We start from the raw sequence: 25,906 nt of genomic DNA on the forward strand, positions 1-25,906 counted from the left end.
CAGTTTATCAAAATCTGTTCATTTCAAATTAAAAACAGTACTAGCTAAGTAATCCGACAGGCATGGAAAAAGGGTATAAAGTTTATGAGCGAGAGCTAGTGACCAAGGCAGGTTGACCTCACGTTTCTTGGTTCCCATAGCCGCGACAATTTTCTTGGCAACGTAATCGGGTTGTAAGAGAAAGGCTTTCACACTCTCTTGATAGGATCCATCTGGGTCCGCTTGGTCAAAAAAGCCTGTCGCAATAGGACCTGGATTGACTGTCGTCACCGCAACGCCATACTTAGCTAACTCTAGCCGTATCGTATTTGAAAAACCAATAGCAGCAAACTTGGTTGCTGAATAAACGGATGATTTGGCCGTTGCTACTAGACCAGACATGGAGACAATATTGATGATCTGACCAGACTTTCTAGCCTTCATCCGCTTGCCAACCAGCCGACATAGAGTAATGAGGGCAAAGGTATTGATGTCAAACATAGCTTGGACCTGCTGGCTAGAGAAATTCTCAAAATCATCGTAAATCGCATAGCCAGCATTATTAACCAGAATATCAATCTGCCCATACTGGCTATCTAGCTCCTCAAAGAAAGCCGTCAGAGTCGCCTCGTCACGAATATCCACATCAAACACAGCCTTTTTCTCATGATAGGCGTAGAGTTGTTCGATTTTGTCCACGTCGCGACCCAGCAGAATCAGAAAATCATCTGCCAAGAGGGGAACCATTTCCTGCACCAAACCACCTGATGCGCCTGTTATCAAAATGGTTCTCATAGTTCAATTTCCTCCAAGTCCTTGACCACATGAACTTCTTCAAAAATGGTCTTAGCATCGCGTCGTAGCTGACTAACATCCTTGGCCAAGAAACGCGGACTGATATGATTGAGCAAAAGTCGCTTGGCTCCCGCCTCACGCGCCACTTCTGCCGCCTCCATATTGGTTGAATGTCCATGCCGACGCGCCATCTTTTCATCGCCCTTACCATAGGTCGCCTCATGGACCAAGACATCCGCATTGACCGCAAGTCGCACACTGGTATGGCATTTGCGTGTGTCTCCCAAGATTGTCACAACCTTACCCGGACGTGGTGGCGATAGATAATCACTGGCAATGATTTCACGACCGTCCTCTAGGGTAATATTCTCGCCATTTTTGATTTTTCCAAAGAGGGGACCAAAGGGTACACCGGCCGCACGGAGAGCATCCGCATCCAGCGTTCCCTCCAAATCTTTTTGCATGACGCGGTAGCCGACACATGGCACCGTGTGATCCAGCTTGTCTGCGAATACCGTAAATTTGTCCGTCTCAAGAACCTTGCCAACTGTCTCTACGTCAAACTCATGAAAATGAATGCGGTAAGGCAAGCGGGAACCTGACACTTTCAGACTGGCCAAGACAAAGGAACGAATGCCCGTCGGACCATAAATTTCAATATCCGTCTGCTCCTCACTAGACTGGAAAGAACGGCTGGACAAGAACCCGGGCAAACCAAAAATATGATCGCCATGCAGGTGAGTAATGAAAATCTTAGCCACCTTGCGCGGACGAATGGTTGTTTCAAGGATTTGATTTTGCGTTCCTTCGCCACAATCAAAGAGCCAGACCTCATTGATTTCGTCCAAGAGTTTCAAGGCCAAGCTGGACACGTTTCTTGCCTTGGAGGGCTGACCCGCCCCCGTACCTAAAAATTGAATTTGCATTGTTTACTTTCTAATGTTTTATATATAAAATTGCAGAGCGACCCGACCAGACATAGTAATACTGACCAGAATAACCTTCCGCCACTTCCACCACTTCTTCCTGATTAAGACCTGAAATCTTGACCAAGCCCTCTGCTGTCGCAACTTGGGTCAAAAGGTAGTCTGTTTCAACTTCCTCTAACTTGGCTTCCTCAAAGGGATTGACTTTCATGAAAATCTTGCCCTCCTCCACAAAGACGACATAGTGGGGAAAGACTTGGGCGATTTCAAAGAGCAAACTTCCTGTCACTTCCTCTACACCTTCCGAAAAAACCTGGGCCAGACCGTCAGCCGACACATAGGCAAATCCGAAAGACTTACCAGATAAATTCAGGCGGACAAAGGGCTTGTCTTCAGCAAAGCTGGGTTCTTTTGGAAAAAGGCAGAGCTGCTGAGATAGAGTGAGATAATAGTCCGTCGCCTCTTCTGCCCCTTGTTTCTGGTAGATTTCCGCAAAATAGGCATTGATAACTGAAGGCGGTGGCGTGATAAAATCTAGTTTTTGTTGGTCAGTCATACCAGCTAATTTATTCGCCAGATAGACCTTGTCAAGACTGGTAAAGCCACCGTATTTGATTGCCAAATCAAGATAATCCGTCATAAAATTCTTCCAACTTCCATTTATTGCTGGAAGCGATATAGCCTGATACCACTTCCACATCCTCTTCATAAGTCCGATTTTCAATCAGAGCCAGAGTGGCCAAATCATGCAATTTATAAGATTCAGCAAGTGGCACCCTGACCTCAAATCGTTCAAACATGGTCTTAATCTTGGCCAAGACCATCATCTGTATATGGCCTTTGGCATTTTCATCCTTAGCGGACAGCATGACATGAGGAAACTGACTTGGGGTAAAGCTGTCATCGGTCTTGTCCAGCTTGTTATACAGAGCCAGGCGAGGAATGTCCAGCATATCCAAGTCCTTGAGAATGTCTAAGACCACCTGTTCCTGCTCACTGTGATTGGGGTCAGAGGCGTCGATGACATGGAGCAAGAGGTCCACATTCATGGACTCCTCCAAGGTGGACTTGAAGGCTGAAATCAACTCAGTCGGCAGGTCCTGAATGAAACCAACCGTATCGGTCAAGGTCACGTTGAACTTGTCAGCCAAGTTTATCTGCTTGGTCGTGGCATCAAGTGTGGCAAAGAGTTCGTCGGCCTCGTACTGTCGCTTGTCGGTCATGGCATTCATGATAGTGGATTTACCAGCGTTGGTATAGCCAATCAAGCCAATCTTAAAGACGCCTGATTGCAGGCGGCGTTCACGGACAGTCGCTCGGTTTTTCTCCACCGTTTTGAGTTGGCGTTCAATGTCGTGAATCTGGTTGCGGATGCTCCGTCGGTTGAGCTCCAACTGGCTTTCACCTGGTCCACGAGAGCCGATTCCCCCTGCCTGACGGCTAAGCATAATCCCCTGACCAACCAAACGAGGTAACATATACTTGAGCTGGGCTAGGTGAACCTGCAGTTTTCCTTCGTGACTCCGTGCCCGCATGGCAAAAATATCCAAAATCAACTGCATACGGTCGATGACTTTTACTCCTAAAATCTCTTCCAGATTGACATTCTGGCGAGGTGTCAGTCGATTGTTAACAATGACGGTATCAATTTCGTCAGCTTCGACCATCTGGGCAATTTCTTCTAGTTTCCCTGAGCCGACAAAGGTCTTGCTGTCGTATTTTTCACGTTTTTGAGTGTAGACTCCCTTTACCAGAGCGCCAGCCGTCTTAGCAAGACTTGCCAACTCCTCCATGGACATGTCAAAATTATCTGTCTGCTGTAGTTCCACTCCAACCAGGAGGGCACGTTCTTGTTCTTTCTGGGTTTCAATCATTTAAAAATTCCTCCACGGCGGTGAAAATCTGCGACTTGTAATCTGGCTCGCCTACTGAATAAAAGGGAACCTGCATGCGATTTCTGAACCAAGTCAATTGGCGTTTGGCAAAGCGGCGGCTATTTTGCTTGACCTTATCAACTGCTTCTTCTAGCGAAAGCTCACCTGCAAAATAAGGGAAAAACTCCTTGTAGCCAATTCCCATAGCAGCTTGGGCTTGAGGGTGTTCTTGGTAGAGCCAGCTGACTTCATCTAGTAAGCCCGCCGCCATCATCTTATCCACGCGCTGATTGATGCGGTCGTAAAGGACCTGTCTGTCATCCGTCAGGCAGATGTAAAGTGGCTCATATCCTGACTCTGTATTTTCTAAGTTTTTGCCAAATTTTTTCAACTCTAACCCACGAATGATTCTCCGTCGGCTGTTTCCCTCGATTGTCAAACCTACCTGCTCTGCCATTGTTTCCAAATCCTCGTCAGACAAGCAGTCGAGTTCCGCCCGATAAGCAAGAACTTGCTCCTGGTCAACCAGACCGCCCAGGTGGTAGCCTTCAAGCAAGCTCTGAATGTAAAGCCCTGTCCCACCCACGATAATAGGCAACTTGCCACGACTTTTAATGTCAGCAATCAGGGCCCTGGCTTCTGCTACAAATTCATAAGCCGAATAGCCCTCGGTCACATCTCGGACATCAATCAAATGATGAACCGCAGCAGCCTGCTCTTCAGGACTAGCTTTTGCCGTACCAATATCCAGTTTGCGATAGACTTGCTGGCTATCACCGCTGATAATTTCTCCATTGTAGCGCTGGGCCAAGTCTATGCCAAGGGCAGTTTTTCCTACCGCTGTTGGTCCTATGACCACAATTACTTTAGTTTTCATCTTTTTCCTTGAAAATATTTTGTTTTTTCGCTAAAATCTATTATAACACAAGTAAAGGAGAATTCACTATGGCTAAAGGTTTTGGCAAAGGTTTCTTGACGGGTGTTCTTTCTACGGTTGCTCTCGCGGCAGGTGCTATCTTCACCGTTCATAAAACAATCATCGAACCAGAAGAAAAGAAAGAAGCTTTCATCGAAGAAAATCGCAAAAAAGCTGCACGTCGCCGTGTGGCACACTAAAAAGCTGGTAACTATCCAGCTTTTTTGTTTACCAAAAAATCCCTTAGAAGCTCTGCTATTTCCAAAAGGCAATTAACAAGCTTTCTAAGAGATTTCACTTATAATATAATATCTTCTTTTTCAATCAATACGATAGTCCACATCATGGCTAGGGTCACAAGGGCTAGTGCCATGATAAGAGGGAGCCAGCTATTAAATAGTGGATAACTGTATCCCAATAAACCTGGTCCAAAGGCAGCAATAAGGTAGCCCCCAGTCTGCACCATACCTGATAATTGAGCAGTCGCCTGGCTGTTGCTGGTTTTCAGGGTAAAGCCCAACATCATATAAGGGAAAAGAGCTGCATTCGAGAAACTCAAAATGATGTGCAGGGCTGTCCAGAGTATAAAATGCTTAGGTAGAACAGCCAGCAAAGCAAGACCTAGAAGGGTAGCTGAGGAAGTAGACAACATAATATTGCGGCGCATTTCCTTGGTCTGACGAGAAAGGATAGCTGGGATTATCATGGACATAGGGATGGCAGTCATATTAAAGAAACCTGCCATCAAGCCTGCCTCAGCCTTACTGAAGCCAACTGACTGGGAAATGGTCGGTAACCAGGTAATCTCTGTATAGTAGAGAACAGATTGTAGACCACCAAAGAGTAGGAAGACAAGGGCAGCTTTATTCTTCCAAATAGACCGGGTCTGCTGGCCCTGTTTTTGGTTTTCAAAACGATGATTATTACGAATATTGGGTAACCAGAGCAGAAAGGCTAACAAGACTATAGCTGTTATCAATAGGATAAATGTTTGCCAAGAGCTTGCGGATACGATAGGAACCGCGACCATAGCAGCCACCGTCGCAGCTACTCCCATCAAGGTAATATAGATGGTGGTATAAAAACCAATTTTCTTAGGAAAATTAGCCGTGACCAGACTGGGCAAGAGAACATTGATAAAGGCAATAGTAGCTCCAACAAGCATAGTACCTATGTATAAAGCAGGTAGATTCAGTACCCGCATCCCTGATCCAACAACCATGACCAAGAGGACCATGGCCATGAGTTTCTCCATACCAAATCTAGCAGCTAGGCGAGGAGCTAGGGAAGAACAGAGGGCAAACATAATCAAGGGAATAGAGGTCAAGATACCTAGAGAACTGACCTCTACTCCCAGACCAGCAGCTACATCTGTCAAGATAGCAGGAAGGGCTGTAAAGGGGGCGCGCATGACCACACCCAGCATGACAATACCTGCTACGATAAACGGTGATTGTTTCTTCATTATTTTCTCCCAAATAAAATCGTTCGGATTTCAGTAATTTTGATTATATCACACTTGACAAATGATAGAAAGTTATTTTTATTTTTTCAAGAAAAACCATGGTCAGACCATGGTTTTAACATTTTTTATTAGGTATTATTCATCAAAAGAGTTGAAATCGAAGCTCCCTAGCGGTTTCCAGGTCAAGCCGATGTCTTCACTTTCCTCTTCGGAAGTTGAACCTGTAAATTCACCGAAAATATCAGACAGCCATTCTAGGTCTTCATCGGATAGTTCCACTTCTTCCTCCTCTGGAGTTTCACTAGGCAAAACTTGTTCTTCTACAGCTGTGTCTGTAGGTTCTGAAACTGGTCCACTGGTTGTTTCATCCGTTACTGAAGGAATTTCTTGCACTTCTGTTGGGTTTGTTGAGCTATTTGAAACACTCTCCTCTTCTGCACCTTCGACAGTTATTGGTGCGGTAACTTCTGCCTCAACAAGCTCTGTAGGACTGATTGCTTGTTCAGAGCTTGAGCCAGTTTCTGACGAAGAGTTTTCTTCAACTGCTTGTGATAAACTGGATGGGCTTTCCTCCTTGCTGCCACTTTCATGGTCATGGATTGGACTAGATGAACTTTCCGGTCTATCCTGACTGGTTGGACTGGCTACCCCTACACCTTCTTCAATTGCTGGAACAGGACTTGTCTGCCCCGCTTTTACCAGAACTCCCTCAGGCAAACTTAACGGATTGACAAAGAAATCTCTAGTTCCTTCGACAAACATATTCATTTCTAGACGGTTCATCTGCATGATTCCATAGTCATCTGACATTTCAAGCTGCTGATTGATTTGCCTTTTTACATCATTGGCAACGGCAATACTGCTGGCAATTAAGTCTTCTGCCAAAGAAATTGGACTAGTTGCCAATTCCCTTCGCACAACCAAACCATAGATTTGATTGATGAGGCGAGCCGCTTCCTGACGAGTAGGTGCTTGAAGATAAGGGCTGTCAATATGAGTAAGCAAGTAATCCATGTATTCCATCAAACGAATTTCTGCTCGGTCTTGGAAGTGCTGAATTTCCTTCAAACTATGGGAAATACTTGCTAACTCACGCTCATCCCCCTTCAAGCTTGCCTGGTTAATCCGCTCAACCCAGGCGGTTTGTGAGGTCTGGGTGCCAGTTAGATTTGTTTGTCTAAGCAAAGTCAGTAGCTCTTGATAGGTCTGATTATCCGTCACCTGACTAGGAGAGGTTATTGAAGTTTCATGCTCTGCTTTCTCCACAATTTCAGGGAAGGTCATCTGTCTAGTAAACATCTCACGGATATCTCCCACAAATGCCTCCATGAATGCCCTGTTTTCCTGTAATTTTTCAGAGGCAGGACTGGTTTGGATAGGATAGGTCTGATTAGCTGCCTTGGCCAAATGGAGTGCAACTTTCAAGTCAACCAGTTCCTTGGACAAGTCCAATGGCTTGATGGAACTATTGCCACCCAAGGTCGCCTGGAACAAGCGATCTAAGCTACCTGCCAATCTTTCTTGCAAATCAGCTGGTAAATACGGCTGTTCCAACTGACTGAGCAAGTAATCCATGTATTCCATAGCTGTGATATCAGGGCGGTCCTGGAAATGTTTCAATTCTTGCAAGAGGTGTTCTAGGTTAAGCAAGGCCTGTCTGTCCTTATCCTGACTGGCTTGGTTGAGCTGATTGGTCAAATCATCCTTATTGACAGGTAGGTTGCTGGTATCAAGCAAACGAATCTGTTCAAGTACAGATTGATAGAGTGGGTCTACTTGTTCCTCTGTATTGCTAGTAGTTTCTTTTAAGATATGAACCTTTTCAAATTGCTCCAACATAGCTAGATAGCCCTTGGTCGAATTGGTTACCAGGTCATCTAAATTGCTGGCAAAATCGTCCAAAGCCCGCTCGATACGACGGTATTCCTTGCTACTTGTCCCATACTTTTCAGCTGCCACTTGACGCAAACTTTCAAGCTGACTATCCACACTTGCTCGGTCAAATTCCCCTTCCTGATAGCTACCTGAAATAGCTGGCAATTTATTGGCAAGATATGGCTCAATGCCCTCCACAGCCTGAATATGCAAAACATGGTCATGGCTCCCATGTGGCAGGATGAATTTCTTGTCACGAATGATGAGTTTAGACGGTGCGATACCTGTCCGCTTAGCAACCGCCAAAAGCTCCGCTTCAAAGTCCGTTTCCGGATCACCAGTCACTTCAGGGATAATCAACATGGACCGTAAAATCACATAAGGATGGACATGGGTCGGATCATAAGCATGGCTTGGGTCGTTGAAACTAAAGGTGGTATCAGAAACCCGGATAGCTTCTTTTGGCACACCATAGACCTTGGAAATATATTCAATTTTTCTTTCCAAGTCTTCTTCACTTTCAAAAGGTTTGGTCAGGTCAATATTCTTCAAGAGCACCAAATGGTCATGGTTGCCATGGGGATACATAAAGGCCTGACCTTGTGGCGTATCCAAAAGGGTAATGGAATTGACTGGCAAACCGAGGGCTTGGGCCAGGTAGTTCCGTTTGGCTGTGACCTCATCCGCCACAGTCGCCTCTGCAGGAGTGACAGGGGCTGAATTAGGCGATTCAGCCACCTCTGACAAGGATGGACTGGTTGTGGTTGATGCTTCTGGCTCACTTGTTTCTTGGCTACCAGTAGTTGAACTTGAGGGGCTGGAGCTTGTTGGCTGTTCTGAGTTAGATGAAGTCGTCTCACTAGTAGATGGAGAGCTAGGAGAATGATCACCATGCTCCTCTTCTTCACTTTCAAAAGGTTTTGTCAGGTCAATATTCTTCAAGAGTACCAGATGGTCATGGTCACCATGGGGATACATGAAGACCTGACCTTGTGGGGTATCCAAAAGGGTAATGGAATTGACTGGCAAACCGAGGGCTTGGGCCAGGTAGTTCCGTTTGGCTGTGACCTCATCCACCACAACCTCCGCTGTCGGAGCAACAGCTGCTGAATTAGGCGCTTCAGCCACCTCTGACAAGGATGGGCTGGTTGTGGTTGATGCTTCTGGCTCACTTGTTTCTTGGCTACCAGTAGTTGAACTTGTGGAGCTGGAGCTTGTTGGCTGTTCTGAGCTAGACGAAGTCGTTTCGCTAGCTGATGGCGAGCTTGGAGAATGCTCCTCTTCTTCACTTTCAAAAGGTTTTGTCAGGTCAATATTCTTTAAGAGTACCAAATGGTCATGGTCACCATGGGGATACATAAAGGCCTGACCTTGTGGCGTATCCAAAAGGGTAATGGAATTGACTGGCAAACCGAGGGCTTGGGCCAGGTAGTTCCGTTTGGCTGTGACCTCATCCGCCACAGTCGCCTCTGCAGGAGCAACAGGTGCTGGACTTGCTGCTTGTGATTGGCTGGAGGTACTTGGAACGGCTACTACTTCCGTTTTTTCCACTGGTTTTGTAACCACATCGGTGAGGACTGCTGGAAGTGGTTGAATTGGAGTAGCTTGACTAGATTGATCTTCTAGCAAATAAGCCCACTTAGAAGTTGCCACTTGCTCCCTACGCAAAACGTGGATATGCCCCTGATGTTGAATGAGCAGACCAACCGCATTCTGACCGATAAGCCCACTTCCATCAAAGAGAAAGCCATCGCTGGTCGGATAGTCAATCCCAGCAATCCCTTGACGAGAAACCACAGACGCTGCTTCATTAGCACCTGCAGTAACTACTGGAACTGGTAGGTTAGCTATTGGGGAAACAGGTAAAGTCACCAAGTGATTTTGCATAACCGGTGCTACCGCTTTCGAACTAGCAAACTGGCTAGCACCTGTATGAACAGGATTTCCCACACTTCCACCGACAGTTTGTTTCAAAATATAATGGTAATGATCTCCATGGCGAACTGTATAGCCATTAGCATCCTCAGCTACAATATCAGCAGGGTTGAATTGATAATGGTCCTGATCAGCCTGACTGGATAACTGACTAGATGTACTATTTTCCTGCTTCTTGGTCACATCAGCTCCAGCTGGGATAAGGTACTCCCACTTACTGCCTTTCAAGTCACCATAAAAGATAAAGTGACTGTGACCATTATGCTCAACGATAATGCCCGTATCCGTCTTGCTTGAAATTTGCTTGGCATCGCTCAATAAAAAACCGTCGCTGGTTGGTCTATCAATCCCAGCTACACCTACTAGATTGGTCGATGACTGTTTTTGCTCTTCATGAGCATGGTCATGGTTGTGATCGTGTCCATGGTGGTCATGTTCAGGATTATTTGCCGTTAATTTCCGCGCCTCCTCTAAAGTGACAAGACCATCTCCGGTCTTCTTAGGATAATAATAGACCTTGCCCTTCACTTGAATGATATAACCTGTCCGTACCTTGTACAAGACATCTTTTTCATTGAATTGGTAGTTCTTATCCTCTAACAAGGTTTCCTTCAAAAACTTGGCATCATAGGGAACCGAACCTTTTTCCAGGTGCTGATGGTCACCGTGAATAAGGACATAACCATCCGTTGTTAACTCAGCAACAACATAGACTATTTCCTCTTTCTGAACCTGTTCCTGCTTTACTTTTTCACTAGCAACTTGTTGAGCTTGCTTTTGCTGGCAAGCCAACAAGGTCAAACTACACAAGAGGGTAATGCCTGTCAAGGCAAGATTTCGTTTCTTCTTCACAATACTCTCCTTCTATAGATAACAAGTATTTTACCAGTAAAGTATATAATTTTTAACGCAATTAGTCAACCAGTTAATTGTAATCCGGTTAAGTTTACGCCAAAAGAATAGAACCTTCCAAAGAAAGTTCTTTCTCAATTCTTCTAGTAAAGTAGGCCTACCAAGGCTAAAACAACCATGAGTGCCAAGATATGTCCGACAGTCACCAGTACAAATGAATACTTAAGACCACGCTTCATACTTAGCTTGGACAGATTGTGGAAGGTAATCATGACACCCGATTGTGGTACAACTGTTAGGATAGCTGAAGCCACTACGACCACACGGTGAAGGATTTCCGGGTCAATCCCCATTTCCAAATAGGCAGGCAAGAAATTACTTGTGGCGATACCAACCGCACCTGATGAGGAACCAATAATACCACTGAGCAAGGCTGTTGACACAGACAAGCTAATCAAAGGCGAACCCGGAATTTGTTGGATCCACTCCTGAATAACTGCAAAACCAGCTGACAAGGTCAAGACAGTACCAAATGCCACCGTACTAGATGTGGCAAAGGCCGGAACAATGGAAGCAGTTGCCCCTGAATTCAAAAGTTCCTTCTGATTAGGCAGGTAAGGATAGAATAAGATGGCTGATAAAACAATAGATACCAACAAGCCAATGACCAAAACATTCGGAGTTTTATTCAAAAGGAAGATTGTGGCAATCAGACTAAGCAAGGGCAAGACCGAGAAGAAGAGGTTTGGTCTTTTTGTATCTAAGTCCACAACTACATCGTCAACATGCTCCGTGTAGGTTTCTCCATTTGCCAAGCTCTTCTTGAGACAGTAGCCCATGTAAAACAAGCCAAAGAGCAAGAGAACTGAACTAGCAGCCAAACTGATAAACGGAGCCGCTGTCAAACTTGTTCCCAATACCTTAGTCGGAATCACATTCTGAATAGACGGCGTACCTGGTAAGGTTGTCATGGTATAGGTACTAGCACCCATAAAGACTGGTAGTGGGAAGAGAGCCCAGTTGATATTTAACTCTTTAAAAAGAGGACGTGATAGAGGCAAAAGAGTAAATATTACAACAAAAATGCTGACACCACCATAGGTCAAAATGCTTGTAATGAGAGCCAAAGCTAGCAAGACCTTATAAGGACTATCTTTCCCCACTAATTTTAAAATGCTATTAGCAATGGTCAAGGTAGCCCCACTTGCCTCCATATAACGGGCCAAGATAGAGCCTAGCATAAAAATTGCAAAGTTATTGATTAAAAAACCTGCCAAGCCTGTCATGTAGGACTTCTCCTGTCCCAACATGACCTCTAACACATTCATCTGGTTGGTCAGCAGAATAATCAAACTAGCTACCGGCGCTGCCACAATGACATGTAAATTCTTTGACGTTAAATAAATAATGGCTACAACAGCCAATAAAACTCCTAAAATCGCTAAAATTTCCATAATTCTCCTACTATTTTTCTATATTATTGCATTTTTATCTTCAATTTTTTAATATCTTTTACATCTTTCAAGGGGAGCAATAATTCTGCAACTGTCTTTTGCAAGACAGGATGATAGTAATCGGCCGCAATATCAGTCAGCGGTAAAAGCACAAATGCCCGCTCATGAGCATAGGGATGGGGAACCTGCAAGTTCTCTTCCTCAATCACTTGATCATCCCAAAAAATAATGTCCAAATCAATGGTGCGTTGGCCCCATTTTTCAATCCGTACGCGGTCAAGGTCCTGCTCAATCTCTTGGCAGAAAGTTAAAAATTCCTGGGCAGACAAATCTGTTTCAACCTGGCAGGCAAGGTTGAGGAAATCAGCCTGATCCGTCTTGCCCCAAGCTGGTGTTTCATAAATGTTGGAAACTAAGCCAAGCTGGCAACCTGGATGACTGGCTAATTTGTCTAGGGCTGCCTGTAAATAGGCTTGCCGGTCGCCCATGTTCCCACCGATACTGAGATAGGCTAGATGCTTCATGGTCGTTCACGCTCCAATTCAATTCCGACAGAATCATAGTGTCCAGCGATGGGCGGATTTTCCTTGTAAATGGCCAAGCGAACCTTCTCCACCTTTGGAAATTGGTCAAAAATCTCTTGACAGATGACACCGGCTACCTTTTCGATCAGGCGATAGGGCTTACCTTCCACAACTGCTTTAATGGTTTCAAAGACCATACCATAGTGAACTGTGTCTTCTAAATTGTCAGTTTGGGAAGCTGCTGCCAGGTCAACAAACAAATCACAGTCAACTGTGAAAATTTGACCAAGAACCTGTTCTTCTTTGAAAGCCCCATGGTAACCGTAGAAACGGCATTTATTAAGAGAAATCTTATCCATGTTGACCTCCAGAAGTCAATTGGTCCCAAACCTTAACGACGTCACGGTTGGCAGCGACATTGTGGACACGGACCATTTTGCAGCCTTTTTGAACTGCCCAGGCAGACAAGGCTGCCGTTGCTTGATCGCGGTCAGTCGGCAGGCTATTTCCCCCGAGCAGATAATCTACCACACGCTTACGGGAAATTCCAAAAAGAACAGGATACCCAAGACCAGTAATCTGTTCCAAACCTTGTAAGAGATCAAGGTTATGTTGGACATTCTTTGAAAAGCCAAATCCTGGATCCAACCAAATCTGATCTGCAGCTATACCAGCATCCAAAGCAGCTTGAACTCGTTCAGCTAAAAAGTTTTTGACCTCCACAACAACATCTTCATAGCTTTCTTCTTTTTGGTTGTGCATGAGAATAATTGGTACCTTGTACTCCGCAGCCAGGGCTAGCATTTCCCCATCATAAAGACCCGCCCAGACATCATTTAAAATATCTGCGCCTGTTTCCAAGGCTGCACGTGCTGTGCCTGTTTTATAGGTATCGATGCTGACTAGACAGTCATAGTTTTCTTTGATAGCGCGGATAATGGGCACTACGCGAGCAATTTCATCTTCTTCCGACACAAAGCTTGCACCTAGACGAGTGGACTCACCACCAACATCAATGACGGTCGCACCGTCTGCTAATAATTTTTCAACCTGAACCAGGGCTGCTTCTACTTCATTATAGTTACCACCATCAGAAAAAGAATCTGGCGTCACATTGAGAATTCCCATAATAGTCACTTGATTTGTTAAGTCTTGAATAGACATAGGACCTCCTACTTATTGTGGATCATGGACAAGAGTTCACGGCGCAAGATGGCGTCTTCCTTGTATTTGCCAAGGGCAACAGTCGTCACCGTCTTGCTACCTGGCTTGCGAATACCACGCATACTCATACACATATGTTCTGCTTCTACCATGACAAAAACACCTTCTGGATCCAAAGCATCTTGAAGGGCGTGCGCAACCTGATGGGTCAAGCGTTCTTGTAACTGGGGACGGCGACTTGCAACCTCAACTGCTCGTGCCAGCTTACTCAGACCTGTCACACGACCCTTGCTAGGAATATAGGCTACATGGGCAATGCCATAAAAAGGCACTAAATGGTGTTCGCACATAGAGTGGAAGGGAATGTCCTTGACCAAGACCACTTCCTCATGTCCCTCTGAAAAAACAGCAGTAAATTGGTCTTTTGGATCCTCTTCTAAGCCGTTAAACATTTCTAAATACATTTTAGCGACCCGCTTAGGCGTATCTAAGAGCCCTTCACGATTCGGATCTTCACCTAGTAATTCCAATAATTGATAAATGGTTTGTTCGATTTGTTCTTGTTTTGACATAATACACCTTAAATAGTTTGATGTTCTTATTATACCCTAAATTCCCTTTTCAGAAAAGGGCTTTCAGTATTCTCATACAAAAACTGTCCCCTGTCAGATTAAAGGCTGACATACTCATACAAGGAACTTTATGGTATAATGAAGGAAAATATTTTCAAGGAGCCACCATGACTAAAAAACCTGTTCAACTCGCTACTATTTGCTACATTGATAACGGCAAGGAATTTCTCCTCCTTCATCGAAATAAAAAGGAAAACGATGTCCATCAAGGTAAATGGATTGGGGTGGGTGGCAAATTGGAACCTGGAGAAACACCGCAAGCCTGTGCTATTCGAGAAGTCTTTGAAGAAACAGGTCTGACAGTCACCAAGCATGCCCTCAAAGGTGTCATCACCTTCCCAGACTTTACCCCAAACACAGACTGGTACACCTACGTCTTCAAAATTACCGGCTTTGAAGGAAGTCTGATAGACTGCAACGAGGGCGATTTGGAGTGGGTTCCTTATGACCAAGTTCTGTCCAAGCCCACCTGGGAGGGTGACCGGCATTTTCAGGAATGGCTCTTGGAAAACCGCCCCTTTTTCTCTGCCTGCTTCCGCTATGATGGGGACAAATTGCTGGACTACAGTGTTGATTTTTATGAAGAATAGTTTCTATGAAATGGAAAAAAGCCTTGGAAATCCAGGGCTTCTTTGATTTTATAAATATTTTTTCTTAGGCATTTGCTTGTTCAGAATAACATCTAGGGGTCCAGCGGTTAAGATGGTATCAACCAGTTTTTTGTCCGTCACTGATTTTTCCAGAAGAACTTGGTATTCTAAAACAAGGGCTTCTTTTTTCTGCTTGTATTTGAGGGAAATGAGGTCTGCTTGTTTACAAGAACTACCAAATTGATTTTCAAAAAATTGATCATAGTCAAACTCAATCGGTACAGTCACTAGGAGATGGCGGCGGTTCTGATTAACCTGGGCAAAACCAATGTTTTCAAAAATCAAGATACAGGCTGACAAGACTAGGGTCATAAAAACGGCAAGTCCAAGGAAACCCATACCCGTTGCCAGACCAATGGCCATGGCCAATAGAATGGCTAGCATTTCCTTAGATGAACCTGCGGCAGAACGAAACTTAATCAAACTGAAGGTCCCAGCCACCGCCACACCTGCTCCCAAATTTCCATTGACCAAGGCGATAATAACAGCAATTAGGGCAGGCATCAGGCTGAGGCTAATAACAAATTCCTTAGTATAATTAGATTTGTATTTATAAACAGCTGCATGGAGCACACCCATAGCAAGACTGACACCAAAAATCAGGGACATCTGAGTTAGGGTAATATGGTTATTTGATGTTGAAAAGATACTATTAAACAATTGCATGTAGGGCTACTTCCTCTCTGCGCATTTGATGGGCCAGCTTGTAGGCATTTCCATATTTTGAAAATGATTGCTTCTCCAGCTGGTATTTTTCTAACAAGGCTAACAACCAGTCTGGCAACTGCTCTGGTACCTTGATTTCCATAATGACCTTGTTGGGATCTAGAAGAGCTTCTCCAAATTTCCCTTCTGTTGCTGCAACCTCGTAATGACGATAAAGCAAATTTTTATCAATGGTTAAACGAATTTTCTTGTCCTCAATACCTTTATAGGACACACGGTCATAATAGATATACATCATCGGCTTGATGGCTCCATAACGTTCACGTAACCGTTCCAACTCAGACGTCACCATTTCATCTGTGATGGTCTGATCTATCACACCTTTTTCGATATAGTTGGTTACCGACAAAGGATTAGAAGTCAAGCGATACTTATAGCCGATTTTATTCTCTTTCTTCTTGATTTCTAGAAAGGCCTGGCTACCTGCAGATGGCTGGGCATCGTAGATCCGCATTCGGATTTTTTCACGCCCATTTTTCTTGGCAATGGAGTCTTGAATCATGTCGAAATCTTCATTATCAAAATAGACATTTGTGATAGTCGAAGTCGCAAACTCATCTGAAACCATGTGTTGCTGCAAATCCTTTTCGAGTAGTACAAATGTTTCTTTATCAACGATGTATTTTGTTTCAATGCGTTTAAATTGTTTTTGTACAATTCTAGTTTTCATCTTTTTCCCTCTTTATTTCAAGTGCTTGGCAGTTACCTGCCTCGTTTATAGTCCTTAGTTTAACGGTCAACCTTTAAACGAAACTAAAAATAATGTTAAACAAAACTTAAACAGCAATAGAATTGAAATCCTTTTGTCACACTCCAAACTATGCTACAATAGTCCTAACAATGATAAGGAGAACCCTATGTACGAATTTGTCCTAGAATACGGCTCTTTCCCCGTAAAACTCATCGACGGCTTTGTCAACAATCGCTCAGAAATTCCAGATTTTCTGAAAGAAGATGAAGAGATGATTGCCCGCCTGAACCAGATCAACGAACTCTTCCATCAACTCTTTTTAACCATTGAGTGTAAATTTGACTACGTTGGCAAGCAGTTCCCAGACAAGATTGAACAATTACGAACTCTCTATCATCCTCTTGCAGACGATTTGCAGGCTAAGTACGGAGATAAGATAGAGTTAAAAATCGAACCCTTTATTTTGTAAAGCAAAAGAGATGGCACAGAACCATCTCTTTTTACTATATTTAATTTGCTTATTTGGAATGAACTTCCGAATGTTTATATCCATAGAAAAGATAAATCAAACTTCCTACGATGAGCGCCACTCCAAAGGCAATCCAAGTATCCAAACTGTACTGGAACATAAAGGACAGACAGATGATGATAGAGAGGATTGGCAAAGCTGGTACAAATGGCGTTTTGAATTGATCTTCTTTTGGTAAACCTTCAACCTGACGCAAGCGGATAAGGCCAAGGGCCAGCATAATCAGATAGGCTAGGGTACAAATATTGAGGAAGCTGGCAATACTAGCCAGAGGGAAAATTCCTGCACAGATTGCCGCAAAGATACCCACTAAAATAGTCGCATTTTTAGGAACCTTGCTAGTCGCTGTCAATTGGCTGAGCGATTTAGGCAAGAGCCCATCACGGCTGATGGAGTAAACCATACGAGATAGGGCGTAGGTCATGGAAATACATACCGTAATCAGGGTCAAGATAGCTACGACAGATACATAACTTGCTGCCCAGCCCAAGCCCACTTCACGAAGAGCAAAGGCAACCGCATCCGCTACATTAAGCTTGCTATAGTGCACCATTCCGGTCAAGACCAAGGTCACGACTATGTAAAGAATGGTTACGATAGACAAGGACAATACAATTCCCTTTGGTACATTCTTCTCAGGGCTTTTGACTTCATCAATCGCCAAGGAAATAGACTCAAAACCAAGGAAGGCAAAGAACATCAGAGAAGCCCCTGCCATAATACCAGCCTGACCACCATAGACTGCCCCAAAACCAAATGGAGCAAAATTGGACCAGTTCTCAGGCTTAATGAAGAAGAGCCCAGCAAGGATGAAAAGAGCTAATGCTGAAAATTTCAATACAACTAGAGCCGAGTTAAATCGAAGGGCAGCCTTGGAATTGAGTAGAACCACACCAACCACGAAAATCAGCACCAAGACTGGTAAAAGGTCGATATAGGTTCCTTGAGCTGGATTGAAAGTGCCATTCAAGGCCGTTGGCAGAGCAAGACCAAAATTAGCTAACAAACCTTTCAAATAAGAACCCCAGCCCGATGCCACACTGGACACTGCTGTCAAAAATTCCATAATGGTCAACCAACCTGCAAGCCAGGCAGGAAATTCACCAAATACCGCATAGAGATAGCCGTAGGCCCCACCGTTTGTCGGGATTCGAGAGGCAAATTCAGCGTAAAATAAGGCCGTTAAACCAACAGAAACTGCGGCAATTACAATCGATATAATCAAAGCTGGACCTGCATATTGCGCCGCCGCTAGGCCAGTGACCGTAAAAATTCCCGTTCCCACCATGGAACCAATCCCTAATAAAATCAAATCCACCAAGCCCAAGTGGCGCCGCATATAACTGCTCCGTCCACTTGCTTGTTTTTTTCTAAATAAATTCACAAGTTACTCCTTAAAATAGAATAGCCTATTTGTTCTACAGATGAACAAATACAAGCCTGCCATATTATACCACAAAAACGCGTATTTAGCACCAAAATACAAAGAAAAGAGCAGGTCTGCCCTAAAGTCAATTCCCGCTCTTCTTTCAAATTATTCTTGACTAATGGTCACATTTTTCAGGTAATTGTTCTTATCCAGTTGACCGGTAAAACTATCTCCGACCTTGATAAATGGTAGCTTGTCTGTACTATCCTCAGTTGCCTTGACCTTGTAAATCTGGTCAGCTGATTGGATATAGTAAACCGTTGAACCAGCAATCATCTGGCTTGCCAAGGCTTCAACCTTACCAGAAATCACTTCCACGTCTTCGCTTTCCTCACCAGTACCAGTCGCAGTCAAGCCTGCTAAACTTGAAGCATCTGTCCCCGTTACTTGTGAAATAAGGGTCGCCACGTCATTGTTGACCGTTACTTGTTGGTAATCTTCCGCATCGACCAGGGCATAGGACTTGACCAAACCAGCATCATCTTTGAGAGAAACCAAGTAGTAGGCTGTGTCTGCTAGCTTGACCAGACTTGGTGCTGTCGCCTGATAGCCCTTTTCCTGAACTTCCCCTTCCGCTGATTCTTGGGCTGCAGTTTCAGTCGCCGAAGCTAGTTTGTAGTTTGTGATTTCACGGGTCCGCATATTGACCAGAATAAAACCAAGGTTGGAAGAATCTGCTGTAGCTGAGGTAATTCCTGTATAGAGGTAAATATCAGAGCCGATGGAAATATAGTTATAGCTGTCAGTTGTATGTTTGACACCTGTTTGGCTAAAAATGGTATTCCAGAAACCATTTTGGTAGGTATAGTGGTCGTCGACACGACTGATCACATTGCTAGCAGAGTAGACACGGTCCACCCACTCAGGAATATCTGCCAGACTATACTCCTTACTCTCCCCTGTCACGGCATCCAAAACAATGGCACCTGTCGGGTCGTTAGAAGACAAACCAAATTTTGGCTGATAGGTGGTTGCGATGTAGTAAGGATTGCCCTCATCATCCACTTCAAATGACGGTTTCCCGAATATAGTGGTTGGGTATTGCATACGGAGATGTCGCATGGTGTCATTGAACAAATACTCGGAATCTGAGTAATGCATGGACTTGCTCAGCTTGGCAAGCTCTGCTTTCCCTGTCGTCTGATTGACCTTCACATAGTAGCCAATCCCGTCTTGATGGTTGCTCAGCCATTTCCAAAAAGACTTATACTCCAAGGGCGACACACGGAAAGGTTGCTGACCGATGGTAATTTGACGGTAATCATCCGAAATGCCGAACTGGGAAACCTTGTCGATGGTGCCCAGATAGGTGTCACCGATTTTCTCAGCCGAAGCACGGTCCAAAAGGGCCAACTTGGAAATATCGGTTTCTGGAAAATCCGACTTGAAATCCGCATCCGTTACCGAAATGACCGCCGCATAATCTTTAGCTCGGAAGATAGGAGAGTTGAAAATCCCCAGTCCAACCAAGGCAAGAACCACCAAGAGCCAAAGGCGACCGGTCCAACTAAGAAAGGCAGGCAGTTTAGGATTGATATTGTAGGTTGTCACCTGACGCTGTCTACCCGACACTTTGGTAGCTTGTTGAACAAGTCCTGCTGGATTACTAAAAAGCAAAATCAACCAGGCCAGGGCTGTCGATTGCAAGACGAAAACCCAGAAACTCAAACTAAACACATTGATAGCGGGTAGCTGATACCAGTAATAGACTAGCATTTCGAGAATGAGGGCTAGCCAGGCAAAGCCAATCAATTTTCTTTTCATAACAACCTCCGAAACCAAAGATTTATTTGCTACTATTGTACCATACTTTTAGTACTGTAACACAAAAATTGAAAAAATTTTTTCAAGGTCCCTTGTTCGCCTACAAGTTTGATTTTTGGTATAATGTAAAAACAGTAAGAAACTAGAAAAGGAACCTGTATGAAACTCATTTCTTGGAACATTGATTCCCTCAACGCTGCTCTGACAGCAGAATCCCCACGCGCCCTCCTATCCCGCGCCGTCATTGACACACTGGTCGCTGAAGATGCCGACATTATTGCCATTCAGGAAACCAAGCTCTCTGACAAGGGGCCAACCAAAAAACACTTGGAAATCCTTGAAAGCTACTTCCCTGGCTATGAAAATACCTGGCGTTCATCTGTCGAACCTGCACGTAAGGGCTATGCTGGCACCCTCTTCCTCTATAAAAACCACCTGACACCGACCATTACCTTCCCAGAGATTGGTGCGCCAACCACTATGGACTCTGAAGGGCGCATCATCACACTGGAATTTGATGATTTCTATGTTACCCAGGTTTATACGCCAAACGCTGGCGATGGCTTGAGACGATTGGCCGACCGCCAAATCTGGGACGTCCAGTATGCTGCATACCTATCTCAGCTTGACAGCCAAAAACCAGTCCTAGCCACAGGTGACTACAACGTTGCCCACAAGGAAATTGACCTGGCCAACCCAGCTAGCAACCGCCAGTCACCAGGATTTACAGACGAAGAGCGTGAAGGATTTACAAATCTACTTGCTAAAGGCTTCACAGATACCTTCCGCCACTTACATGGGGATGTCCTCAACGCCTATACTTGGTGGGCTCAACGCAGCCGCACCAGCAAAATCAACAACACAGGCTGGAGAATCGACTACTGGTTGGTCAGCGACCGTATCGCTGATAAAGTAACCAAGTCAGATATGATTGATTCTGGTGCCCGCCAAGACCATACACCAATTGTTATGGAAATTGATATCTAATATTAAGAAGAGCTCTAGCTCTTCTTTTTTCATTTACAGAACAGTTTTGATTGCACATTCATCACGCTTGCCGAAAAGTAAAAAGATTGATATAATAAATATATAATAAACCAGTTAAGGAGGTCATCAATGGATCCAAAGAAAATTGAAGCACATTGCTTGACCGTTTCTGCTATTATCAATGGCTTAAACGGTTTAGCAGGTCTAGCCGTCTATATCATGACTGACCTAAATGCCCTCTTGCTTGATGGCGTTTTTTCCCTCATTGCCTTTATATCTTCCCTGGTCGCATACCATATCTCCAAGCATAGTCATAGGAAAACGGCAACCTTTCCCCAAGGATTACACTTTTTAGAACCACTCTATGCCATTATGAAATCCTTGGCAACCTTACTTCTCCTGATTTTTGCTGTCTTAGAAACTGCAGCAACCGCCTTTGCCTACTTTGTCCATGGCATTGCCCACAAGATGACCACTGGACCTGTTATCCCCTACACCAGTATAATGCTCTTTGTCTGCTTTGGTCTTTTCGCCTACAATCGCTATATGAATAAAAAAATCGGCAATATTTCTACTATCATCGCCGCCGAGGCCAAGGGCAACCTGATTGATGGTCTGATTTCAGCAGCCATTGGAGTAGCCTTTCTATTCTTAGCCTTTATCCCTAACAAGAGCCCCCTAGATTTTCTGCATTATACAGGTGATTTCTTCGTAACCCTTGCTCTTGCCCTAATCTCATTCAAGGAACCTCTCACCCTACTCATTACCTCATTTAAAGAGCTAGCCCATGGTACTGTCCATCTACCTGAAATTCAAGAATGTCTTTATGAGATATTAGAACAATACTTAGAAGAAACTGAGGATGTGGATATTCATATCTATAAACAAGGCATGCAGGTTCGGATAAAGATACACCTTCAAGATGTTGAACACGACATCATGCGACAGCTTGTAGCCAAGAAGCCCCATATCCTTGATACCCTCAAACAGCACCATGAGTACATCACTGTAGAGTATTCCCTCTAGTTATCTAAGCTGGATAATAATAAACACCCGTCTATAACCTATCTAGCAGTTGGAAAAATCCAACTACTTAGAAATGGTGAATAGTGGGTGATTTTTTATGTTTTAACAAAGCAGGACTGAAAAAATAATTATAAAAGACAAATACCTCGAAGATACTTGTCTCAAACATACTGTCTTGATAAGCTTTTTAACCTGAAACCTCATTATTGTAATATTTCTTTAACTCATCCCCAAATTTCGTAAAGAGTAAAATGGTAATCATAAGCATGATACAAGGAAAAATGACAATCCACGGTGCTTCCTGAATATAAATTCTCCCGTCATTGATCATAGTTCCCCATTCTGGACTAGGCACCTGCGCACCTAAACCAATGAAGCTCAGTCCCGAAATCTCCATAATGACAATACCAATATCAAAACTCATGGTTGTCAATATTTGAGGTTTGATCATTGGAATATAATAATTGGTGATGGTTGCCCAAAAACCATTTCCATACATTTTAGCAGATTTAATGTAGGACTCTTCTTTTAGTTGTAGGGTGATGGAACGTGTCAGATAAGCGTACTTGGTCCAAGCCACCATGCACATGGCCAATACAGTCTGCTGGAGCCCAACACCTAAAATCCCAACTATGGCAATAACCAAGACAATGGCAGGAAAGGCTTGGAAAGCTGTAATGATAAGCAAAATAACCTGATCAACCTTACCACCAACTAATCCACTAGAGATACCAATCAAGGAGCCAATAGTTACGATGGTAAACAAGACCAATAGGCCTGAAAAAATACTTTCTCTACCGCCACTCATTACCCGTGCAAAAACAGAGCGACCAAGGGCATCTGTCCCAAACCACTCTGATTGACTTGGTCCTTGCAAGGCATGGCCTAAATCCACCTTGGTAATACTATCTGTAAAAAAATAGGGAAGGACATACATCAGCACTAGCCAAGCAAGAAGAATGAACCCTAAAATCAATAACCTTTTGTTTCCTTTTAGCATATCTCCACCTACTTATTCCCTAAACGAATTTTAGGATTTAGCCAAGCAATCACTACTTGTGATACCAGATTAACCGTTAAAACCCCTACCGTTACAAATAGTACTGTTCCTTGAATTATGGGATAATCCTGATTAGCTACGACTGTCACTAGGAGTTTACCCATCCCCGGCCATGAATACAAATGTTCAATAATGGTCACCCCACTGACCAAGGCCCCCATAGAAAGACTAACTAACGTAATGATAAACGGCACGGTATTTTGTAAGACATCGAAAATAATAATACGCCATTCACTGATGCCTCTTCCCCTAGCACCTTCTACAAAAGGGGTGTGTAGTTCCTCCAGAAAAGCCGTTCGTAGTTGCGGTGTATAAACAGATGACATAGCTAAGGCCAGGGTCACCACCGGTAAAACAATCCCCAAGGAATTAGCAGTTGACTGCACTGGGAACCATTTTAAGTGAACTGAGAAAATTAATATAAGGATAATCCCGAAAACAAAGGTAGGAATGGCATTCAAAATACCTAGCAAGGACATCAAGCACCTATCAAACAAACTATCCTTCTTGTAAGCCATTGCCAAGGCTGTGGGAACAGACATGAACAAGGTAGTCAATAGAATATACATTGACAGGTAGAGGGTATTTGGAAAATAAAACACTAATTGATCCCATACGGGTGCGCCAGTATTGTAGGTCACGCCAAAATCAAAGACCACAATTTTTGACAACCATCTGAAATACTGAGTTAGAAAAGGATCATTTAATCCTAACTTTTCTCTCGTTAAATCCAACAGTTCTTGAGTGACTGGAACACCTTCTTGGTTCAAAATAGCTTCAGCAGGATCTCCTGGAGCCAGATAAGAAAGCAAGAATGAGATAAAACTGACACAAAATAGGATAAGAATAAATTTTAATATTATCTTTGTAATACTCTTTAACATAATTCTCCTTCTGATTCAACAAATACAGGTTGCCAGACAAGTACTCATGCGATCTATTTCATAGTCAATAGATAAGCTAGTATGCAATGGTTATTAACGATTCTCCTATATGTGTGACCAAATTTGACTTCTGATAAAGGACTAGACCTGTTTCCAAGGCAAAAAAATCCTCCAAGACATCTCCGTGTAGGGTATGTAATTGACCAAGAATTTGGCCCTTATTAACCCTATCCCCTGGTCTTACAAAACAGGTCCAACACGCTAGATGACCACTATAAAACGAATAGGATTTCTGATAATAGACTTGGTCGGACTTTGGTGCTTCTTTTCCTTCAAAAATAGATGCTAAAAGAGCTCGTACAGATTCTCTCATTTTATGAACATCTTCAGGCAGGCAGGTTCCGCTATCTCCTTGCTCTAATAAAATACTAGGAATGCCATAATCAATAGCTGCTGCCTGATACAGACCACCAACATCGGATGACGCAAAAATAACTGGACTTCCGCTTACTTTGGCAAGTTCTTTAGATTGGTGAATAACTGATGAATCTCCTAAAATCGAATAATAAACATGAGGAGTCAGAAGCTCTTCCTTATTGCCACCATGCAAATCTATGAGATAGTCAACATTCGGTAACAATCGCTCTCTAAAAAACTGCTTGATATGATAACTCAAGGTCGGCTCTTGATAACTATTTTGAAATATCCGATTGAGGTTAACCATATCCTCTGGTACTAAACTGGTCATTTTTTGATAAAAACCCGTTGGATTAACAGTATGGAGAAGCAATACTGACCCTTTATATTGTTTGAGTTCAATATCCTCCACTAGAGATATACTTGTTTTTATACCAACGTATTCACAACCATGTACGCCTGCTGTAATCAATACCAAAGGGCGGCTCCCTCCTCCTTTTATCAATGTATAAGGGAGTGAAAAATTATCTGCAATGGCAAAATTATCCTTAACACAGGTATTACAAGGAGCCTGTTCAACAAGTTCAATTACCATATCTAACCATTTCCATAAGCTTCTAAGAGTAGCTTGGTATAGCTACTTCGTGGATGTTGGACCATGGCCAAGGTATCCGCCTGCTCAACTACTTGACCATCCTTTAAAACGATAATCTGTTCACAAAACTGACTAACCAAGGCAATGTCATGACCGATAAAAAGAAAAGCGGCATCATGCTTTTCTTTTATTTTCCCTAACAATTTCATGATTTCAGCCTGGATGGTCACATCCAAAGCACTCGTTACTTCGTCACAAATAATCAGAGAAGGATTGACCAATAAGGCTCTAGCAATACTAGCACGCTGACATTCTCCCCCGCTTAATTGATGGGGAAATTGATAGAGATGACTTTCCTTCAGACCAACTTCTGAAATAGAACGCATCAGCACATCTAGTTTGTTCTCACCTGGAAAAAGCTTAAAATTATCAATAGCCTCTTCCAAGCTCTCTTTAATCCTTCTCTTAGGATGAAAAAACTCCTGAGGATTTTGAGGGATATATTGAACAAGCCTGTAAAATTCTTTGTCTGATACTGTCTGAAAAGGTTTGTCAAACAATGTTATACTCCCCTCTTGCAACGTCAATAACCGACAAAGCAATTGAGCAATCGTACTCTTTCCACTTCCACTTTCACCAACCAGCCCTAGTGCTTGACCTGTAAATAACTCAAAGTTAATGTTTTTTATACCTACATCATTTTTATAAAAATAGGTTAAATTCTGACATTGTAAAATACTTTTCATACTCTACATCC

The 25,906-nt window shown here is 43.5% G+C and carries 25 protein-coding genes; 5 read left to right on the forward strand and 20 right to left on the reverse strand.

What is annotated here, in order from left to right; translation table 11 throughout:
• Nucleotides 1–18 precede the first annotated feature (18 nt).
• Genes PW220_RS06815 through miaA form a run of 5 tightly spaced genes read right to left on the reverse strand, consistent with a single transcriptional unit; the run spans nucleotide 19 to nucleotide 4,451 of the window.
• Nucleotides 19–774, reverse strand: a complete 756-nt coding sequence (locus PW220_RS06815) for an SDR family NAD(P)-dependent oxidoreductase (protein WP_248055047.1) — start codon at nucleotides 772–774, stop codon at nucleotides 19–21.
• Nucleotides 771–1,700, reverse strand: coding sequence for a ribonuclease Z (gene rnz / locus PW220_RS06820; RefSeq protein ID WP_105110466.1), 930 nt, complete (start codon nucleotides 1,698–1,700; stop codon nucleotides 771–773). Before rnz ends, PW220_RS06815 begins: the two co-directional genes overlap by 4 nt.
• A 10-nt stretch (nucleotides 1,701–1,710) precedes the next feature.
• A complete protein-coding gene (locus PW220_RS06825; protein ID WP_248049536.1) occupies nucleotides 1,711–2,340 on the reverse strand; it encodes a cystathionine beta-lyase in 630 nt (209 codons plus the stop codon).
• On the reverse strand, nucleotides 2,324–3,574 hold the full coding sequence (gene hflX / locus PW220_RS06830; protein WP_015646651.1) for a GTPase HflX: 1,251 nt from the start codon (nucleotides 3,572–3,574) through the stop codon (nucleotides 2,324–2,326). The genes PW220_RS06825 and hflX overlap by 17 nt, the downstream gene beginning before the upstream one ends.
• Entirely contained in the window at nucleotides 3,567–4,451 is an 885-nt protein-coding gene (gene miaA / locus PW220_RS06835; RefSeq protein ID WP_248049535.1) for a tRNA (adenosine(37)-N6)-dimethylallyltransferase MiaA, read from the reverse strand. The genes hflX and miaA overlap by 8 nt, the downstream gene beginning before the upstream one ends.
• 68 nt (nucleotides 4,452–4,519) lie before the next feature.
• Between miaA and PW220_RS06840 the strand changes: the two genes are divergently transcribed.
• A complete protein-coding gene (locus PW220_RS06840) occupies nucleotides 4,520–4,690 on the forward strand; it encodes a DUF3042 family protein (protein WP_044688996.1) in 171 nt (56 codons plus the stop codon).
• Between the two features lie 98 nt (nucleotides 4,691–4,788).
• Here PW220_RS06840 and PW220_RS06845 read toward each other — a convergent pair whose 3' ends face one another.
• From PW220_RS06845 to folE, 7 genes are all read right to left on the reverse strand, one after another.
• The gene (locus tag PW220_RS06845) at nucleotides 4,789–5,955 is read right to left on the reverse strand and encodes an MFS transporter (RefSeq protein WP_248055046.1); all 1,167 of its coding nucleotides are present in this window, start codon (nucleotides 5,953–5,955) and stop codon (nucleotides 4,789–4,791) included.
• A 135-nt stretch (nucleotides 5,956–6,090) separates the two neighbouring features.
• Nucleotides 6,091–10,617 (reverse strand): pneumococcal-type histidine triad protein, encoded by a 4,527-nt coding sequence (locus PW220_RS06850; protein WP_248055045.1) that lies wholly within the window; start codon nucleotides 10,615–10,617, stop codon nucleotides 6,091–6,093.
• Nucleotides 10,618–10,760: 143 nt separating this feature from the next.
• Nucleotides 10,761–12,071, reverse strand: coding sequence for a GntP family permease (locus tag PW220_RS06855; RefSeq protein ID WP_248055044.1), 1,311 nt, complete (start codon nucleotides 12,069–12,071; stop codon nucleotides 10,761–10,763).
• Nucleotides 12,072–12,094: 23 nt separating this feature from the next.
• Nucleotides 12,095–12,595: a 2-amino-4-hydroxy-6-hydroxymethyldihydropteridine diphosphokinase gene (folK, locus tag PW220_RS06860; RefSeq protein WP_248055043.1), complete on the reverse strand. Its 501-nt coding sequence runs from the start codon at nucleotides 12,593–12,595 to the stop codon at nucleotides 12,095–12,097.
• On the reverse strand, nucleotides 12,592–12,954 hold the full coding sequence (gene folB / locus PW220_RS06865) for a dihydroneopterin aldolase (protein ID WP_105118113.1): 363 nt from the start codon (nucleotides 12,952–12,954) through the stop codon (nucleotides 12,592–12,594). Before folB ends, folK begins: the two co-directional genes overlap by 4 nt.
• Nucleotides 12,947–13,759 carry a dihydropteroate synthase gene (gene folP / locus PW220_RS06870; RefSeq protein WP_248055042.1) on the reverse strand — a complete coding sequence of 271 codons (813 nt, stop codon included), beginning with the start codon at nucleotides 13,757–13,759 and terminating at the stop codon, nucleotides 12,947–12,949. The genes folB and folP overlap by 8 nt, the downstream gene beginning before the upstream one ends.
• 8 nt (nucleotides 13,760–13,767) lie before the next feature.
• Nucleotides 13,768–14,331 carry a GTP cyclohydrolase I FolE gene (gene folE, locus PW220_RS06875; protein WP_014637826.1) on the reverse strand — a complete coding sequence of 188 codons (564 nt, stop codon included), beginning with the start codon at nucleotides 14,329–14,331 and terminating at the stop codon, nucleotides 13,768–13,770.
• 167 nt (nucleotides 14,332–14,498) lie between these two features.
• Between folE and PW220_RS06880 the strand changes: the two genes are divergently transcribed.
• The gene (locus PW220_RS06880; RefSeq protein ID WP_074391859.1) at nucleotides 14,499–14,981 is read left to right on the forward strand and encodes an NUDIX hydrolase; all 483 of its coding nucleotides are present in this window, start codon (nucleotides 14,499–14,501) and stop codon (nucleotides 14,979–14,981) included.
• Between the two features lie 48 nt (nucleotides 14,982–15,029).
• Here the strand turns inward: PW220_RS06880 and PW220_RS06885 are convergent, their stop codons facing one another.
• A complete protein-coding gene (locus PW220_RS06885) occupies nucleotides 15,030–15,707 on the reverse strand; it encodes a DUF4956 domain-containing protein (protein WP_248049526.1) in 678 nt (225 codons plus the stop codon).
• Nucleotides 15,694–16,437, reverse strand: coding sequence for a polyphosphate polymerase domain-containing protein (locus PW220_RS06890; protein WP_248049524.1), 744 nt, complete (start codon nucleotides 16,435–16,437; stop codon nucleotides 15,694–15,696). Before PW220_RS06890 ends, PW220_RS06885 begins: the two co-directional genes overlap by 14 nt.
• A 187-nt stretch (nucleotides 16,438–16,624) precedes the next feature.
• On the opposite strand from PW220_RS06890, the gene PW220_RS06895 reads away from it, so the two are divergent.
• Nucleotides 16,625–16,927, forward strand: a complete 303-nt coding sequence (locus PW220_RS06895; protein ID WP_172029316.1) for a hypothetical protein — start codon at nucleotides 16,625–16,627, stop codon at nucleotides 16,925–16,927.
• A 49-nt stretch (nucleotides 16,928–16,976) separates the two neighbouring features.
• Here the strand turns inward: PW220_RS06895 and PW220_RS06900 are convergent, their stop codons facing one another.
• Both PW220_RS06900 and PW220_RS06905 read right to left on the reverse strand, forming a co-directional pair.
• Nucleotides 16,977–18,371, reverse strand: a complete 1,395-nt coding sequence (locus PW220_RS06900; RefSeq protein WP_248049522.1) for an amino acid permease — start codon at nucleotides 18,369–18,371, stop codon at nucleotides 16,977–16,979.
• 150 nt (nucleotides 18,372–18,521) lie between these two features.
• Complete coding sequence (locus PW220_RS06905) at nucleotides 18,522–20,180, reverse strand: hypothetical protein (protein WP_248055041.1); 1,659 nt, start codon at nucleotides 20,178–20,180, stop codon at nucleotides 18,522–18,524.
• 159 nt (nucleotides 20,181–20,339) lie between these two features.
• Between PW220_RS06905 and PW220_RS06910 the strand changes: the two genes are divergently transcribed.
• Together PW220_RS06910 and PW220_RS06915 are read left to right on the forward strand one after the other, a co-directional pair.
• Nucleotides 20,340–21,167, forward strand: coding sequence for an exodeoxyribonuclease III (locus PW220_RS06910; RefSeq protein ID WP_248055040.1), 828 nt, complete (start codon nucleotides 20,340–20,342; stop codon nucleotides 21,165–21,167).
• A 129-nt stretch (nucleotides 21,168–21,296) separates the two neighbouring features.
• Nucleotides 21,297–22,193, forward strand: a complete 897-nt coding sequence (locus PW220_RS06915) for a cation efflux transmembrane domain-containing protein (protein ID WP_248055039.1) — start codon at nucleotides 21,297–21,299, stop codon at nucleotides 22,191–22,193.
• A gap of 187 nt (nucleotides 22,194–22,380) precedes the next feature.
• Here PW220_RS06915 and PW220_RS06920 read toward each other — a convergent pair whose 3' ends face one another.
• The 4 genes from PW220_RS06920 to PW220_RS06935 form a co-directional block, all read right to left on the reverse strand.
• Nucleotides 22,381–23,193, reverse strand: a complete 813-nt coding sequence (locus PW220_RS06920; RefSeq protein WP_248055038.1) for an ABC transporter permease — start codon at nucleotides 23,191–23,193, stop codon at nucleotides 22,381–22,383.
• An 8-nt stretch (nucleotides 23,194–23,201) separates the two neighbouring features.
• A complete protein-coding gene (locus PW220_RS06925) occupies nucleotides 23,202–24,137 on the reverse strand; it encodes an ABC transporter permease (RefSeq protein ID WP_248055037.1) in 936 nt (311 codons plus the stop codon).
• A 76-nt stretch (nucleotides 24,138–24,213) separates the two neighbouring features.
• Nucleotides 24,214–25,149, reverse strand: coding sequence for a DUF2817 domain-containing protein (locus PW220_RS06930; protein ID WP_248055036.1), 936 nt, complete (start codon nucleotides 25,147–25,149; stop codon nucleotides 24,214–24,216).
• Nucleotides 25,150–25,151: 2 nt separating this feature from the next.
• Nucleotides 25,152–25,895, reverse strand: a complete 744-nt coding sequence (locus PW220_RS06935; RefSeq protein ID WP_248055035.1) for an ABC transporter ATP-binding protein — start codon at nucleotides 25,893–25,895, stop codon at nucleotides 25,152–25,154.
• Between the last annotated feature and the right edge of the window lie 11 nt (nucleotides 25,896–25,906).

The sequence above is a fragment of the Streptococcus sp. 29892 genome (assembly GCF_032594935.1).
Lineage (GTDB): Bacteria > Bacillota > Bacilli > Lactobacillales > Streptococcaceae > Streptococcus > Streptococcus hyiners.

Bases quoted from the DNA above. Each gene is read 5' to 3' on its own strand.
- PW220_RS06885 (WP_248049526.1), bottom strand. From the start codon at position 15,707: ATGCAATTGTTTAATAGTATCTTTTCAACATCAAATAACCATATTACC.
- PW220_RS06905 (WP_248055041.1), bottom strand. From the start codon at position 20,180: ATGAAAAGAAAATTGATTGGCTTTGCCTGGCTAGCCCTCATTCTCGAA.
- hflX (WP_015646651.1), bottom strand. From the start codon at position 3,574: ATGATTGAAACCCAGAAAGAACAAGAACGTGCCCTCCTGGTTGGAGTG.
- PW220_RS06815 (WP_248055047.1), bottom strand. From the start codon at position 774: ATGAGAACCATTTTGATAACAGGCGCATCAGGTGGTTTGGTGCAGGAA.
- PW220_RS06855 (WP_248055044.1), bottom strand. From the start codon at position 12,071: ATGGAAATTTTAGCGATTTTAGGAGTTTTATTGGCTGTTGTAGCCATT.
- folE (WP_014637826.1), bottom strand. From the start codon at position 14,331: ATGTCAAAACAAGAACAAATCGAACAAACCATTTATCAATTATTGGAA.
- PW220_RS06845 (WP_248055046.1), bottom strand. From the start codon at position 5,955: ATGAAGAAACAATCACCGTTTATCGTAGCAGGTATTGTCATGCTGGGT.
- PW220_RS06930 (WP_248055036.1), bottom strand. From the start codon at position 25,149: ATGGTAATTGAACTTGTTGAACAGGCTCCTTGTAATACCTGTGTTAAG.
- PW220_RS06890 (WP_248049524.1), bottom strand. From the start codon at position 16,437: ATGAAAACTAGAATTGTACAAAAACAATTTAAACGCATTGAAACAAAA.
- rnz (WP_105110466.1), bottom strand. From the start codon at position 1,700: ATGCAAATTCAATTTTTAGGTACGGGGGCGGGTCAGCCCTCCAAGGCA.
- PW220_RS06915 (WP_248055039.1), top strand. From the start codon at position 21,297: ATGGATCCAAAGAAAATTGAAGCACATTGCTTGACCGTTTCTGCTATT.
- folK (WP_248055043.1), bottom strand. From the start codon at position 12,595: ATGAAGCATCTAGCCTATCTCAGTATCGGTGGGAACATGGGCGACCGG.
- miaA (WP_248049535.1), bottom strand. From the start codon at position 4,451: ATGAAAACTAAAGTAATTGTGGTCATAGGACCAACAGCGGTAGGAAAA.
- PW220_RS06825 (WP_248049536.1), bottom strand. From the start codon at position 2,340: ATGACGGATTATCTTGATTTGGCAATCAAATACGGTGGCTTTACCAGT.
- PW220_RS06880 (WP_074391859.1), top strand. From the start codon at position 14,499: ATGACTAAAAAACCTGTTCAACTCGCTACTATTTGCTACATTGATAAC.
- PW220_RS06895 (WP_172029316.1), top strand. From the start codon at position 16,625: ATGTACGAATTTGTCCTAGAATACGGCTCTTTCCCCGTAAAACTCATC.
- PW220_RS06910 (WP_248055040.1), top strand. From the start codon at position 20,340: ATGAAACTCATTTCTTGGAACATTGATTCCCTCAACGCTGCTCTGACA.
- PW220_RS06925 (WP_248055037.1), bottom strand. From the start codon at position 24,137: ATGTTAAAGAGTATTACAAAGATAATATTAAAATTTATTCTTATCCTA.
- PW220_RS06840 (WP_044688996.1), top strand. From the start codon at position 4,520: ATGGCTAAAGGTTTTGGCAAAGGTTTCTTGACGGGTGTTCTTTCTACG.
- PW220_RS06935 (WP_248055035.1), bottom strand. From the start codon at position 25,895: ATGAAAAGTATTTTACAATGTCAGAATTTAACCTATTTTTATAAAAAT.
- folP (WP_248055042.1), bottom strand. From the start codon at position 13,759: ATGTCTATTCAAGACTTAACAAATCAAGTGACTATTATGGGAATTCTC.
- folB (WP_105118113.1), bottom strand. From the start codon at position 12,954: ATGGATAAGATTTCTCTTAATAAATGCCGTTTCTACGGTTACCATGGG.
- PW220_RS06920 (WP_248055038.1), bottom strand. From the start codon at position 23,193: ATGCTAAAAGGAAACAAAAGGTTATTGATTTTAGGGTTCATTCTTCTT.